Annotated in this window: 13 protein-coding genes, 3 tRNA genes and 1 pseudogene; 7 read left to right on the plus strand and 10 right to left on the minus strand. The window is 41.7% G+C overall.

The genetic code is table 11. The annotated features are described in order from the left end of the window. The gene (locus H3S82_RS07340; RefSeq protein WP_078039561.1) at positions 1-1194 is read right to left on the minus strand and encodes an LL-diaminopimelate aminotransferase; all 1194 of its coding nucleotides are present in this window, start codon (positions 1192-1194) and stop codon (positions 1-3) included. A 66-nt stretch (positions 1195-1260) separates the two neighbouring features. Continuing rightward, a complete protein-coding gene (locus H3S82_RS07345) occupies positions 1261-1566 on the minus strand; it encodes a hypothetical protein (RefSeq protein ID WP_078039562.1) in 306 nt (101 codons plus the stop codon). Positions 1567-1896: 330 nt separating this feature from the next. Between H3S82_RS07345 and H3S82_RS07350 the strand changes: the two genes are divergently transcribed. The 4 genes from H3S82_RS07350 (at position 1897) to H3S82_RS07365 (ending at position 6211) form a co-directional block, all read left to right on the plus strand. Further along, positions 1897-3255 (plus strand): D-Ala-D-Ala carboxypeptidase family metallohydrolase, encoded by a 1359-nt coding sequence (locus tag H3S82_RS07350; protein WP_246785249.1) that lies wholly within the window; start codon positions 1897-1899, stop codon positions 3253-3255. A 64-nt stretch (positions 3256-3319) separates the two neighbouring features. Then, positions 3320-3394 (plus strand) — tRNA-Glu (locus tag H3S82_RS07355). A 1403-nt stretch (positions 3395-4797) separates the two neighbouring features. Continuing rightward, positions 4798-5124 carry a hypothetical protein gene (locus tag H3S82_RS07360; RefSeq protein ID WP_198232008.1) on the plus strand — a complete coding sequence of 109 codons (327 nt, stop codon included), beginning with the start codon at positions 4798-4800 and terminating at the stop codon, positions 5122-5124. Beyond that, a complete protein-coding gene (locus H3S82_RS07365; RefSeq protein ID WP_198232007.1) occupies positions 5111-6211 on the plus strand; it encodes an ImmA/IrrE family metallo-endopeptidase in 1101 nt (366 codons plus the stop codon). Before H3S82_RS07360 ends, H3S82_RS07365 begins: the two co-directional genes overlap by 14 nt. Before the next feature lie 3 nt (positions 6212-6214). On the opposite strand, the gene H3S82_RS07370 is transcribed toward H3S82_RS07365, so the two are convergent. After that, on the minus strand, positions 6215-7132 hold the full coding sequence (locus H3S82_RS07370; protein ID WP_198232006.1) for a hypothetical protein: 918 nt from the start codon (positions 7130-7132) through the stop codon (positions 6215-6217). 37 nt (positions 7133-7169) lie between these two features. Beyond that, positions 7170-8156, minus strand: a complete 987-nt coding sequence (locus H3S82_RS07375; RefSeq protein ID WP_198232005.1) for a thymidylate synthase — start codon at positions 8154-8156, stop codon at positions 7170-7172. A 106-nt stretch (positions 8157-8262) separates the two neighbouring features. Between H3S82_RS07375 and H3S82_RS07380 the strand changes: the two are divergent. Both H3S82_RS07380 and H3S82_RS07385 read left to right on the plus strand, forming a co-directional pair. Further along, positions 8263-8856: pseudogene (locus H3S82_RS07380) on the plus strand (dihydrodipicolinate synthase family protein); the annotation flags it as partial. A 243-nt stretch (positions 8857-9099) separates the two neighbouring features. Further along, entirely contained in the window at positions 9100-10623 is a 1524-nt protein-coding gene (locus H3S82_RS07385; RefSeq protein WP_198232644.1) for an aldehyde dehydrogenase (NADP(+)), read from the plus strand. 103 nt (positions 10624-10726) lie between these two features. On the opposite strand, the gene H3S82_RS07390 is transcribed toward H3S82_RS07385, so the two are convergent. The 4 genes from H3S82_RS07390 to H3S82_RS07405 all read right to left on the minus strand — a co-directional run bounded on the left by H3S82_RS07390 (position 10727) and on the right by H3S82_RS07405 (position 12310). Then, a complete protein-coding gene (locus H3S82_RS07390; protein ID WP_077971607.1) occupies positions 10727-11035 on the minus strand; it encodes an antibiotic biosynthesis monooxygenase in 309 nt (102 codons plus the stop codon). 701 nt (positions 11036-11736) lie between these two features. Beyond that, positions 11737-11813, minus strand: a tRNA-Arg gene (locus H3S82_RS07395). A 27-nt stretch (positions 11814-11840) separates the two neighbouring features. Next, complete coding sequence (locus H3S82_RS07400) at positions 11841-12146, minus strand: ETC complex I subunit (RefSeq protein ID WP_077971608.1); 306 nt, start codon at positions 12144-12146, stop codon at positions 11841-11843. Between the two features lie 87 nt (positions 12147-12233). After that, positions 12234-12310, minus strand: a tRNA-Pro gene (locus tag H3S82_RS07405). A gap of 158 nt (positions 12311-12468) precedes the next feature. Here H3S82_RS07405 and H3S82_RS07410 point away from each other — a divergent pair. Then, positions 12469-13122: a hypothetical protein gene (locus H3S82_RS07410; protein WP_198237129.1), complete on the plus strand. Its 654-nt coding sequence runs from the start codon at positions 12469-12471 to the stop codon at positions 13120-13122. A 17-nt stretch (positions 13123-13139) separates the two neighbouring features. Here H3S82_RS07410 and hdaA read toward each other — a convergent pair whose 3' ends face one another. Together hdaA and H3S82_RS07420 are read right to left on the minus strand one after the other, a co-directional pair. Further along, on the minus strand, positions 13140-13835 hold the full coding sequence (gene hdaA, locus H3S82_RS07415; protein WP_198232646.1) for a DnaA regulatory inactivator HdaA: 696 nt from the start codon (positions 13833-13835) through the stop codon (positions 13140-13142). Beyond that, positions 13832-15058 carry an AI-2E family transporter gene (locus H3S82_RS07420; RefSeq protein ID WP_077971612.1) on the minus strand — a complete coding sequence of 409 codons (1227 nt, stop codon included), beginning with the start codon at positions 15056-15058 and terminating at the stop codon, positions 13832-13834. The genes hdaA and H3S82_RS07420 overlap by 4 nt, the downstream gene beginning before the upstream one ends. Positions 15059-15149 lie beyond the last annotated feature (91 nt).

The raw sequence follows: 15149 nt of genomic DNA on the forward strand, positions 1-15149 counted from the left end.
TTAGGCTGCCTTGTTTTTTTCGTCAGAAAAGAAGCGCTTTATATTGCGCGCAGCCTGTCTTAAACGGTGCTCGTTCTCGACAAGTGCAATGCGGACATAATCATCTCCCTGCTCACCAAATCCAATTCCGGGAGAAACCGCAACATCGGCTTTTTCGATGAGCAATTTTGAAAATTCAAGTGAACCCAGATGCTTGTATTGCTCCGGTATCGGAGCCCATGCAAACATAGTCGCCTCAGGCGAAGGAACGTCCCATCCGGCACGGTGAAAACTTTCGACCATCACATCACGACGTTTTTTATAGACCGACCGCACATAAGCAATATCCGATCCGTCACCGTTCAATGCATAAGCCGCAGCAACCTGAATTGGCGTAAATGCCCCGTAATCGAGATAGGATTTAACGCGCGTCAAAGCGGCAATCAATCGTTCATTACCCACTGCAAAGCCCATGCGCCAACCCGGCATTGAAAAAGTTTTCGACATTGACGTAAATTCGACAGCAACATCAATCGCACCTGGTACTTGTAAAACTGAAGGTGGCTCTTTGTCTCCAAAATAGATCTCGGCATAAGCGAGGTCAGAAAGCAGAATGATTTCATTCTTTTTGGCAAAATCAACGACTTCCTTATAAAAATCGAGATCCGCAATATAGGCAGTGGGATTGGATGGGTAATTCAGAATGACAGCAATCGGCTTTGGGATCGAATGCTTGACCGCGCGATCAAGCGCACGGAGCAATTCTTCACCCGGATAAGCAGGCATAGAGCGGATAACCCCACCAGACATAATAAAACCGAACGAATGGATGGGATATGTCGGGTTCGGACACAAGACAACGTCGCCGGGGGCAGTAATTGCCTGTGCCATATTTGCAAACCCTTCTTTTGAACCCAGTGTGGCGATGACTTGCGTATCAGGATCCAATTTTACGCCGAAACGGCGTTCATAATATTTTGCTTGTGCCCGTCTCAATCCGGGAATGCCGCGTGATGCGGAATAACGGTGTGTTCTGGGATCCTGTACAACCTCGCAAAGTTTATCGACGATATTTTGCGGCGTCGGCAAATCCGGATTCCCCATTCCGAGGTCAATAATATCGGCCCCCTTCGCTCGCGCCGCTGCCTTCAGGCGGTTAACCTGTTCGAATACGTAAGGCGGCAAACGACGAATTTTATGGAATTCTTCCGACATTTTTTAATCCGGTCAAAAAGTTGATGTTAAAAGTTTAATGATCAAACATATATGGTCCAAGAACGATTAATCCTGTTTACCACTCTGTTCGATCTGGCGGACTGTTTCTTCCGCCTCACGACGCGCATCGTCCTTGGCTTTTGCCAAATTGGATGCACTATTCGCGGATGGCCCCGGCACTTTTTTCAGACGTGCCGCTTCCGAATCCAACCGGTCGGTCAAAGATTGTTTATCGACTTCAGAAAATTGTTCGGTTGCAGCGCGGGGTTTATCCGAAAATCGCGGATATGATTCTTGATGGGAGGCACCTGCTTGTTCCGGAGCGGTAAATTCTGCGCCACGAGCACAGCCCATTACGGCAACTGCTATCATAGTAAGAACAATACTGTGCTTTCTTTTAAAAGGCCTGTGCATCTTAATTCTATTTTCCCATCACTTGCATAAATGTTTTCTTTATCATGAGATTATCACAACGCCAAGGTCAAGAGAGGATAGGAGATATTCGAGCAGTTTTGTTGTTTTCCTGCAATTGTGTGGTTAAAGTGTCATAGATTACAATTTTGACTCGCAACGTGATAAAAATTTTTTATTTTCAATATAAATTCGACGCATTTTTTTGCGAGATCGGATACTTCAACTGGAAGTGTTTATTTAGGATAGTGAAAAAGCGTTAGGCCTTCGGCCGCAATGAAAGGTTGCTGATTGTTAGCAAATACCGACATTTTTCCGAAGAAAAAGCACTCATATCTTTTTCACGGCAGCTCTTTATGTTCCGGTCTGGTCATGGTGGCGGCTTTGTCATTGTCAGCCTGTACAGCCAATAACGGGGGAATGGGCGGAATAGAAAAGGCAGTCGGCACTCAAAACTCGCAAATAGACAATGGTTCGGGTAACCCTGCCGCTACAAATGGTGTGAATCCTCAATCTGCTCAAGAAATCGACAACAATCAAATAGCCGCAGATCAAAGTCGTGCTCAACCGGCACAAGTGCCGCTTCCGACACAACCGCCCTCGCACGATAATAAGGGGGGAGAATCTTCGCAACAAACACCTCTGACAGATAATAAAACGGCGGACAATCATTCCTCGTCCACGGGAAATTCAGGGGTTGCTATTGTCGGTTCCGCAACTGAAACAGCTTCAGGCGACGAGCCGAAACCTAAAAAGACCGCGCTTTTTTCATTTCTTGGAAAAAAGACCAAACCGGCTGCGTCTAACGATACCCCGCCGACAACCGACTCTAAGACGAGTGAACAGTCGTCACAGCCCGATGCATCTTCTCCCACTCAAAACACACCAACAGCAGCACCGGAAGCCCAACATAATAATGGTGCCACTTCTCCCTCGGGCCAAACAACAGTTTCTCGTGATTCTTCTACAGAGGAGGATTCACAAGACGCTTCCAACAGACGACAACCACCTGAACGCGACGCTAAAAGCCAAAAACAAGGAAGTTTAATGCGTCTATTCGGTCGTTCGGATAACCAAAAGAGTAATAAGCCGGTTGATAGCGAAACCAAAACAGCACTTGTACCGCTGCCGAAGAAAGATCCGCATGAATATAATGACGACTTACCCGGGGTTCGGCCCAATGGTGGCATTGTTATTAAACATCGTACGAGTCTCTATGATGATACCGACATTGATGCAAACGAAATTGATTCGCCTTCGCTTTACACGCTCGCGTCGGTCAGTATCTATGGCCGTTCATTGCCAAATGGATTGAAAGTAGCCCGTAAAGATGTTGAAGTTTCATGCCTGAGACCTCAACTCGTAGCTATCTTGAAAACTATAGAACGACGCTTCAACAAGCCGGTTATTATAACATCCGGCTATCGTAGTCCGTCATATAACCAAAAAGTAAATGGCGCAAAACGCTCCATGCATATGTCCTGTGCAGCGGCGGATATTCAGGTTCCCGACACAAACAAATGGGAAGTTGCCAAATTTGTACGCGCTTTGCCCAACCGAGGTGGTGTAGGCACCTATTGTCACCAATCAATCCATGTCGATGTGGGGCCAAAACGCGATTGGAATTGGACATGTTCAGCAAAAAATTAAAAAAAAATGCTTAAGGGGGCTTGCGATTAAAAAATATCCTCTCTATAAGCCGTCTCACTGATACGCGCCCATCGTCTAGTGGTTAGGACGCCGCCCTTTCACGGCGGAAACAGGGGTTCAAATCCCCTTGGGCGTACCACCTTTGTATATTCAAATCATTGAGTTGTATTATTTTTCAAAGCGAAGTTAAGCGATTTTTACTTTTCGCTATTTTTATTAAACGGTCACAGCCTATCTTGATGTTTGTCGGACACAAACTTGTCATTCAAATCCATTGAAAACGAACACTTCTTATCGATTTGCGGTAAAGTTTTTCACCATTATGGATGCGAACTCGGTTATTTTTGCCACACTCAACAGTGGCACCTCGCTCATAACAATTTCATCCAAGACCAACCTTCTGCCTATCTTGTTTCGACAATGCTATCTGGCATGAGTCAAACACAACTCCGGAAAAGCCTTTTCGACTACATAAGCCTCATGACAGCGCCGAAAGACTAAATTCTGAAACGGCTAGACGCGCTTGGGCGCGTAGCTACCGAATTGCTCAGAAAAGCCAACGAGGCAATCACCACGGCTCTTCTTGGCTAATATCAACAAGCCGAAGACAATAGTTCAAGAGGTCATTTGATCTACAGATAGGCAAGACTTTCATCTTGGAGCTGCGCGACAAACGTCAAGAGTAGAAAAAGAAGTAATCTGCATTCCAAACCATTATGGTAATTCTTGGCAACAAGTCGATTGTCAAGGCAGGTTGCGCCAATGCGATTCAATTTTGCAATATTCTTACAGTTACATTCGCATGATGGTCCATCAACTACATTTATACCATTAGTACATGTTTTATCATCACATGAGTTATGGCAATCAGGTAGCTTAAGATAGATGTTATAACTATGCTTTCGAATATTATTTTTACGCAAAAGCAATGCGACACGGCTCTCGCCGACAATGCATGACAAGCAACAGCTATTGAACGCTGCATCAGTTGACCGGCCGTAAAAAGCCCACTAGCCGATATAATTGACTAGTTGCCGGTTATTCATATGGATGTCCAAGAAGGCGCCAATTCTTGAAAAAACTAGAAATTATCAACGAAATCCTCCGCAGCTTTCTAAAATCTTGCGTTGGTAAGTGATCTTCAACTGTTGATGGACAAGTACCAAGTCTGTTTCTGCACAATTAATCTGCAAAAGCAGGTGCAAGCATTACCTTATCTGAATTCTTATCTAGACATCACCACAACCGGAAATATCACTGAACAACCTTTGACAATTCGTAATGCGCTTCGAATATGTAGCACTCGTGTGAACAGTCATTGACATTGAAGAAAACAAACGCAAAACGGAATGCCAATAACTCTTTCAAATTAGCTGCGTTTTATGGAAATAAAGAAGTTACCCCCATCATCAAACGTTACTTATAGTTGGTTTAATTCAGGAATGCTGAATTAATTAGCCATCGTGTTATATATGGATATTGCACAAACTCGCGTTCTATGTTCAATTCCCAACATTAGCTGATTCAAAATGAAGGCTGGGGATGGAAATTGCTTTCGCTACTTTTCAATTGCGAGATTTAATTGAATCATCAAAAAAATTGAAAAACTTGTATGGTGACGAATTAGCTAATGATTTGATGTCAGTTTTTCGTGATTTTGAGGCAGCAGAATCCCTGGATGAAATTATAAAATTTGGATATGAAGCTTTATTTATAGCTACAGACGAAATTTTATTAAAGCTTCGTCCAAATTTAAGTGTTCAGTTCAAGATTAATGATCTGATAAATCGGACAAAATCAAATGTTATTCTTGATCCCAGTAAAATTCGACATATTAAAATAACAGGTGTTAATCATGAAAAGCCTTGATACTTTTTTGCCAGATTGGGTATCGCCGCCTGGGGCTACCATTCAACGCTTAATGGTTAAAGCCGGATACGATTATAAAGAATTAGCCAATGAAATAGATATTCCTGATAATGTACTACTTAAAATCATAAGTGGTGACGAAGTTATAACTCAAGATATAGCACTTCAATTAAGCAGTTTTTTTGGCTCGACACCTAACTTTTGGCTAAATCGGGAAAAAAAATATAGAGACGAAGTTGTTCGACTGAAGAAAACTCCCAAATTGATAGATGAATTAAATTTTTCTTGGGCATCTACATTTCCTATAAATGAAATGAAAAAATTGGGTTGGTTACCGACAACAACCAATACCAAAAATGTCATCGAAAAAATGAAATCTTTCTTTAACATAAAATCGGCAAAAGATTGGAATAATAGATATTTAAAATTTAATGCTGTCGCAGCCTTCAGAACCTCGCCCACATATATATCTAATCCTGCAGCTGTGACTGCATGGCTGAGGTGGGCTGAAATAAAAGCAGAAAATGTTGTATGTTCTGACTGGGATGTCGATATTTTAAAATCTAATATTCAAAATATGAGGAAACTAACAAGGCGCAAGGATCCAGCGCTATTCATACCTGACTTGAAACGAATTTGTGCAAACTGCGGGATTGTATTGACAATCATAAGTGCTCCTAAAGGTTGTAAGGCCAGCGGAGCAACACGATTTTTATCGGAAAAGAAAGCTCAAATTGTACTCAGTATGAGATATAAGTCTGACGATCATTTTTGGTTTACTTTTTTTCATGAAATTGGACACTTGATCCTACATAGAGAAACTCCACTTTTTTTAGAAGACAATAGCGATGTATCATCCAACGAAGAAATAGAGGCAAATTTATTTTCAGAACAGACTTTAATTCCAGAACGTTTTAAAGATCGGCTTAGAACGGTCAACGTAAAAACGAAGGATATATTACGTCTGGCTAGTCAAATAGGCATTTCAAGCGGTATTGTAGTTGGGCAACTTCAACATTCTGGCCGTATCAAAGCCAACCAACTGAATCACCTGAAACGGCGGTACAAATGGAGTGAATTCCTTTGAAGCTTATCCTCTAAACAAGGTATAGACCTCAGGACTTTTTTGCCAGTTGCATAATGAATCTTCTAACACTTGCATGCCTACATGCAAATGGTCGTCAATTTTTTTTAAAAGCTCCTCCAGTTTCGCTGGGGAAATTTGTGCGTTTACATCTCCTTCAAATAATAACCTTGCACCGCGAATTGGACCAGTTGCATTATCCTTCAAATAGGCTGATCCCGGTTCTATAGGAAAAATTCCTAACTTTCCTAACATTGTTAGATAGTCAAACTTAGCCAGTCTCCCAAACCTCGTGACTTTATTCATATTTTTATAAAGCTGATCAAAAACTTCCCGCGGATTTTGTCCAACCTGCCTATGAATATCACGGATCATATTATCATGTCCGCCACACGATTGCACCCAATTAACATAGCTCGCCAGCACTTTTACCGTATCTTTTAGGCTCTCATATTTACGATGATTACTAAACCTTTCATTATCAAAATGACGAATATTATCATTGAACCAATTACTAAAAGCCTTAAGATCGCCTTTAATAGAATTCCAACACCAATGGTCCGACGAACCTAACTTTCCATATATCTTTCGGACTAGACGCCACTTGTTTTTTGAATGTTTTCCAAAGTGCACAGCTAGGAAAACTAACCAGCAAGCTTCATCTATATTCCCCTGCCTCGTCATCAGAACTGCAGCTTTCAAGGGATCGAATAATTCCGATGACGGTTCCATTCTCTCGTGAACAATTTTTGCATTTGTCAAATACTTCACATACTTGACTCTTCTGATGCTATCATTAATTTGTTTTGACAATACCTCTATTTTTGTTTCAGAGTCTAAGCCAACAAGTTTGAATATTTTTTCAGAAAAATCATTTAAACTTTCTTTTATCTCTTGAACTTGTTCCAGTTTATTTTTCGACATATCAGCGCCTTATTTTATTGGAAAAATATATTTTTATTTATTTTATCTTTTCTCTTATATACTCATCGTAAAATTCTGTACTCAAGCTTTTCTTAGCTAAATTACTTGCTTCCGTGTCCTCTTTGTCTTGCAATTTTTTTATAAGTAATATCAAAGCAATATCTTGCCAATAAGGCGTTACATGTGAATTCTTCGGCAGAAATGTTTCACCCGACCTTATTTTTTTTTCAGTCTCTAAAAGCCATTTCATTGGTTTGCGTGGATCGCCATTCGGCATTGGCGGCATTGCGATTTTTCTCTGTACTCCAAGATCAATGTATTTTTTAGCTTCTTTAATTTTATTCTCGTAAATATGTAAACTTCCAACAAAATGATAGTATTCACCTAGTTTCATTGCTAAACACGTCGCTACGTATTCTTGAAGAAACGTAAAAGCAAATATATCATGAACAAGTCCTATATATGCATCATTTGACCGCATTGATACAACCATATTTAGTCTATTATTCCGGCATAAAAACTGTATTGTGCACGTACACGGTACATCGACAATTTTTTTCCCTATATCTTTTTTTTCGCTTCTTAACTCTTTTATTATTTTCCTTAAATCTGATTTATCAAAAATTTGAATGACTGCTTGCCGTGAACTTTTTTTCTCTTTTAATATTGTAATTACTTTTTTAACCTGTCCTCCTGAACCAAATAGTTTAGGACCATAAGCACCCCTTACTGTTATGGCATTTTCTGGTAAACCCGACGTTTCTCTATAGCGTGGGATATAATATTTAATAAAGGCCAAGTCATTTCGTCCTGAAAAATACCATAGTGTTTCACCCAGGCCGCTGTATAAAATCTGCCGTATCTCTGCTCGACACAAACGAGCTCTCGGATTTTTAAGTTTTAAGAGAACTCCTGTAAGCTCCCTGTTACGCCCTTTAGTTGATTCCACAACATTTTGGCTCTTAATTATTTTTGGATACAGTTTAAACAGTATATCATCAATTGTTTCACCTGAAATATACATGAATTAAACATCTCCGAATCATCTAAACTGAATAAGTAAACATAGTCGAAAATGCATAAAAAACATAGATGTACAGATTAATAATATGATGTAATACAAGCGAACCTACCATAGTTTAATATTGCTCGTTTCTCCAGAACAGATTTTCGAATTTTATAAAACTGTCTCGGATGCTATATCCATTCCGATTATGATACAGGATGCGCCGATGAGCGGAACTTTCCTTCCGGTTCCGCTTCTGGTGCGAATGGCAAAAGAACTTGAAAATATATCCTATTTCAAAATCGAAACGCCACAAGCAGCCAATAAATTGCGTCAGCTAATTGCAGAAGGAGGGAAGTACATTGAAGGCCCCTTTGATGGCGAAGAAGGAATTACTCTTCTTTCCGATCTTAGAGCCGGTGCAAAGGGGGCTATGACGGGTGGCGGCTATGTTGATGGCATAAGACAGGTATTCGATCCCTTTATGGAAGGAAATCTTGAAGAAGCAAAAAACGCTTATATGCGTTGGTTACCGCTTATAAATCTCGAGAACCGCCAAGGAAGTTTCGCAACTGCAAAAATATTGATGAGAGAAGGTGGAATAATCCATCATGATGGATTGCGGGCACCCCTACCTCCAGTCTCTGCAGAAATTCGCTCTGAAATATTGGAAATGGCAAAACAGCTTGATGTTTTAGCACTCCGTTGGGCGCGTTAATTCCATATCGTTTTCTCGCATCACATTAGTTTGTAAAAGCGAAAGGTAACTCATATATTTCGAATTTAAAATATCTATAATATATTACCGGAGGGAGAAGTGATTTTTGGCGACTGTGTCAATCCGGATTGCCGTTACAAAAATCCTGATGGTGAAAGGCACCATAACCCTTCAATCATTATTCCCGAGTACCTCGTTTGGCGTGGTCGGGACATGGCAAAACACAGATAAGGAGTCGCCACAATGAATATTACCGGTGAATTACTCATCAATGGATCGTCGCATATGGGCAAAGATGGCCATTTTCAGGCTATCGAAGCCGCAACCGGAAAACATTTGCCCGGAACATTCGGTGGTGCAACCGTTGAAGACCTCGCACAAGCCACAGAAGCCGCATGGAAAGCATTTCCCATCTATCGCGAAACAAATCTTGAGAAACGTGCTGCTTTTTTGGAAAAAATTGCCGAGCTTATTGCAGCAACCGGCGACGAATTGATTGCGCGCACAATGGCAGAAACCGGCCTGCCAAAAGCCCGTCTCGAAGGGGAACGTATGCGTACTGTCAATCAATTGAAAATGTTCGCACGGGAAGTACGCTCAGCTCATTTTATTGACCGTCGTGATGATCCGGCGGATTTAAACCGAAAACCCCAACCAAAACCAGGTTTGATATTCCGTAATATCGGAATTGGACCGGTTGCTGTTTTTGGAGCCTCAAATTTTCCTTACGCATTTTCTGTCGCTGGCGGCGATACTGCTGCTGCTCTAGCCGCCGGCTGTCCGGTTATTGTCAAAGCCCACCCTGCCCATCCGGGCACTTCAGAAGTTATCGGACGTTGCGTGCAACAAGCCGTTGCGGCCTGTCATATGCCAGCAGGTACTTTTGCATTACTACAAACAACAGAACCGGAAATTGCGCAAAAACTCGTTGCAGACCCTCATATCTGTGCTGTCGGTTTCACCGGTTCACGTAAAGGCGGCCTTGTTTTTATGGATATTGCTGCAAAACGCAAACAACCAATTCCTGTTTACGCGGAAATGAGCAGCATCAATCCGGTATTGTTGTTGCCAGGAGCGCTGGAAGAACGTGGAAGCGAAATCGGTAGTTCTTTTATCAATTCGCTGTGCATGGGAGCAGGCCAGTTTTGTACAAATCCTGGTTTGGTTTTGGCTATTAACGGCAAAGGATATGATGCATTTTTAAATAGTGCCAGAGAGGCTACAAAGGCAGCCGTTCCGCAAACAATGCCTACACCAAACATAGCAAAAGCTTATCGCGACGGCGTAGAACGACTGGAAAACAATTCTAAAGTAACGACAATTGCCCGCGGGAAACCGGGCAGTGAATTTGAGTGCCAAGCCGCACTTTTCGAAGTGTCTGCATCGGACTTCATCAAAGATCATCGTTTGGAAGAGGAAGTTTTCGGTTCGTCCAGTCTCATTGTCAAATGTAATGACAAACATGATCTTATTAAGGTTCTGGAAGCTCTTGAAGGTCAATTGACAATCGCCATTCATCTGACCAACTCCGATAATGCTCTCGCCAATGAGTTGATGCCGCTGCTCGAAATTATGGCCGGACGACTTTTGATCAATGGATTTGGAACCGGTGTCGAAGTATCGCCAGCTATGGTTCATGGCGGCCCGTTCCCGTCAACTTCGGATGGAAGGTCAACATCCGTCGGCACAGCCGCAATTTATCGTTTCTTGCGTCCTATTTGCTACCAGGATTTTTCCGAAAATATTCTGCCATCTCTTTTAAAGTGACGAGCATTTTTTCGAGCTGATCTTGTAATTTCGAGAAACACAAGAGAGCCTTTTGTAAAAATTTACAAAAGGCTCTTTTTCATGTGTTTTTGATAAATATATTTCAGATTACAGATTCAAAACCTTCAAACTTTGGCCCATGAGCATAAAATCCGCTAGACTCGCCCGCATTTTTATGTGCATCTCTGAACTGTTCGGATTTGGTCCAACGGACAAAATCTTCTTTCGATTTCCAAACCGTATGAGATGCGTATAATATAGAATCGTCAGATGTATCCGTATCGCAACGTAATAATTGGAATTCCACAAACCCGGGCAACTCGGCCAACCGGGACTGACGATCTTTCCACCTTCTTCTGAAGTCTTCCTCTTTTGTCTTAAAAACGGTGAAACGATTCATCGCAATGTACATCTTGACTGCTCCTTTTAACAAAATATGCCCGCTTCTTTATTCAGCATAAAAGATATTGGCAATATTCTTTACTCATTTTATCATATTTTTAAACCCTAAAAAGCAATCAGGTCTCATATATCCTTCTATAGGTAAAATTGTCCGGAACCTCGTGATGTAAAGCTATTGGTCTGCAAATGAATTTTCATTATTCTTGTCATCACAATAATGAAACGGAAAGAGACGTATTGAAAAAATAATCGCTGACAACCACCGGCTGATTTATCAGGTTGCCATTTTTTCCATTTACCAAATTAAAATTTTAATCGTTTTTAGATAAAATTTAATTTTATCATTTCTCATATAAAATTTTTTAAAAAATTCAGAATATTAGTCGTAACACTTCATCCAAAACTTGAACTGTTTTTTTGACGATCGGTTTTAGCCGGAATTTGGTTTGCAAGCTATCGAAACGATTTTATCATTAATTCGCAGCCAATATTCTATGAAGAATTTTTCTTCCCAAAATAGTAATTTTCTGCCGAATTCCGGAAAAATGTCTGGCAATTTTATACATAGCCGAAGATCATAATGCCCGAATTTATCTAAATATGCCGTCCTAAAATCGGATATTTTTACTAAAAAGGAGAGTAACAGTTCTAACTCATGGAATACAACTGTCCATACCAAACCGGTCATAATACCGATATTTCATAGACAAATGGCGATCCCGACAGGATTCGAACCTGTGACCCACGGCTTAGAAGGCCGTTGCTCTATCCAGCTGAGCTACGGGACCAAAAAATATTGGAGAAAACAACCAGCCTCAATGAGTCCAAGGAACCTGACGGTCATTCCTGAAATTATCTGAGTAAGAGACTTTTTTGCGCGTTATAGCATGTGGTTCTTCTACACGATAAGCAATGCCGTTCTTTGTAGCAAAGGCGATGGCTTCTTCCTGCGTTTCAAACGTCAATTTGACCTGACTCTTCATATCAGCCGAAGAAGTATAGCCCATTAACGAGTCAATCATCTTCGCTTCATTCGGTTCATATTGAAGAACCCAAAAACCGGTATTTGCCTTTCCGGATTGCATGGCTGTTTTAGCCGGACTGAAAATTCGCGCTACCATGATTTTTTCCCTTCGGATCATGCGATCAAAGAATTTATAACCTTTTATGACTATTATGTCGCATCATCTTTTTGTCAAATCAAGCCATGGTCGGAGCGATAGGATTCGAACCTACGACCCCCTGATCCCAAATCAGGTGCGCTACCAGACTGCGCTACGCTCCGACGTATTATTAACGTTTTACGCACTCTCCCTAAATTTTTCTATGTGGAAGTGCAAGCGCAAATCGCATTTTTTTCGTCGTTTATGACAATATTTTTATATTCAATAACTTTTTCAAAATAATTCCATGACAAAATTGATCCCACTGAAAGGATCAATCATGGCAGTGAAGCAAACTAAAGTGAGAAAGCCTCACAGGCGCGCGGCACAAAAAACCAGGTCGCCTTTTATAAGTTATCTGATTCTGGGTGGACTCGTTCTCATGGGTGGAGCCGGCTGGTATCATACAAACTATGAAGTCGAAACAGGTGAGCACATTGAGGCTCAAGCTCCGAAATCTCTTGTATCACCATCAAATCGTGTAACGCCATCCAATAAAGCTGGTACGACGGTTGCAGTCGCACCCAAACCAGTCGATCCGCATCCAGTGAATGTTCCTGTTCCATCAGCTTCCCAATTGGCAAACCCGACAACTGCCGTGGTCACGCCAAAAGAGGCAACGCCTCTGGTTCCTTATAAAGCTGATAAAAACCTGCCTCCCAAAGCGAGATTTGCTGCTAACAACGCCGCCAATGCTATCTTTGCAACAGCTCCCACGCCTATTTTTATGAACGCCGATTCGCATTCGAAAATAATTGCGACCGTCAAAATTGGTCAAGAAATGCGTTCTTATGATCGTCAAGGATCATGGCATCGCGTCGTTGTGCCATCAACCGACATTATCGGTTGGGCAAATGACAAAAGCTTGAGTGCAAAAAGTCCAACAATATCAGGCTTGATTGATAACGCTATCACAAGCTCGGTTAAACACTGATACTCGCCTTAGAAAAATCAAGACGCTTTGGATTCGCTGTTAATAATTTCAGCTACAATGGCCTTGGTAACTTTGCTCTTCCTTTGAAGTGCCAAACGATCAATTGCCTCGATTGCTTTTCCTAAAGCAAAGAGCGATCGTTCGCAACGGCTGATCAGATAGTCTATCACCGCCGGATCGACACTTATTTGCCGATCTGCAAAAAGTTTATACGCAACGGAATTCAATAATTGATCATCCGGCTGTTCCAGAACCGCTAACGTTACCGACTTAAGTCTGCTTTTTAAATCCTCGAGCTTAACATCCCAACCTGACGGAACAGTATCGGCTGTTATTAACAGCGTAACGCGCTCGTCAGCCAAGCGGGTTTGCTTGACCGAATTTATAAGATGGAAAAATGCGACTTCGTCAAATGCCGCATTATTGATATCTTCTATGAGAACCGGTTTTCTGCTTCTTATTGCAGTTATTGCTTCGTCCAACTTGCCGGCAGGAATCCGAATTCCATCAGCTATATTTAGCCATACGGTCGAAAAATGGGTTTTGCCCGAACCACCGGGGCCTACAAGCACAGCAATAGGCATTGGCCAGTTCGGCCAGTGCTCGATAAGCTCATAGGCGGCCTTGTTGCTTTCTGTTACGACAAGATCATCTTTGTAGAAATCTGTTGGATGTGAAAGTGAGAGCGGTAATTGCTCCAACCTTTTATTCATTCGTGTTCTCCGACATCCCCGCTTGTTGATGACCCGCTTGGCGAATAGAGCGGGGACTCAAGATAGGTATGAAGTGCAAACCGTACAAGAACCCCGACTGCCGCTGCTGCAGGAACTGCAATCAACATGCCGGTAAAGCCGAATAGCGAACCAAAAGCAAAAAGAGCAAACATGAGCCACACAGGATGGAGACCAACCGACTGCCCGACCAATTTTGGTTGCAAAATATACCCCTCAAGAAATTGGCCTACAAAAAATACCCCCATAACAACGATAATCCGTTCCCAATGTTCTGGATAGAATTGAACCCACGCAACACCCACAGAAAGAACAAATCCGGTCATCGAGCCCACATAGGGAATAAAGCTGATCAATCCTACAAATAAACCGATTAATAATCCGAAATTCAAACCCGAAATTGTGAGACCGGCGGCATAATAAACGCCAAGCGCAAGACAAACAGACGTTTGACCACGAATAAACCCTGCAACAGCGCGATCCATCTCATGAAAAATTCCACGCACCGTTTCCAGATGATTACGAGGTATCCACGAATCAATCGTCGTTACCATACGTTCCCAATCAAGCAACATGTAAAAAGCAACAACCGGAGCAACAACAAAAAGGCTTACAAGATTGACAAGAGATTTTCCTGAATCGAGGACCGAATTCAGCACAGATTTGATGAGATCGGAACTTTGGCCGAGTAATGCTTGTATATTCGACTGAATCTCGTTGGCATCACTGCCAATATAACGCTTGATCCATTCAAAACTATGATTGGCAAAAAAAGCCTGAATACGATTTACATAAACCGGCAGCCCGTCCCTGATGAATTGTTGTAACTGTGACGTAATAACCGGAATAAGGATTGTTAATGCGATAACAAGCACAAGCACAATAGCTATTGTTATCAGAACCGTTCCCCACATTCTTGAAATTCCGATTCTTTCAAGCATTTCAACAATCGGGTTGAGAAAATAGGCAAGCACAATTCCTGCAACAAACGGCAAGAGAATCGAACTGAAAACAAACATGAAAATGACAAAGAAAAGAAGCGTAAGAAGCCAAAAAATAGCTTGCTTCTTAACATTCCCGCGGAAAGCAATATTGGCGTAGGCCGGGATATAAACAGTTTTTTTATTCCGTTTGAATCGCAAGCCTTTTTTGCCTTTTTCTACCAACGGCCCCTCGGAAGAGGTATCAAAATCTCTATCACTCATAGACGTCCACTGAGTTTGTTGTTTTGAAAGGATATGCAGCTTCCTGTAACAACGTCAAGAAACAATCGTTTATATCTTTTTTTAAAAGCTT

This window comes from Bartonella sp. M0192 (assembly GCF_016102305.1).
Taxonomy (GTDB): Bacteria; Pseudomonadota; Alphaproteobacteria; order Rhizobiales; family Rhizobiaceae; genus Bartonella; species Bartonella apihabitans.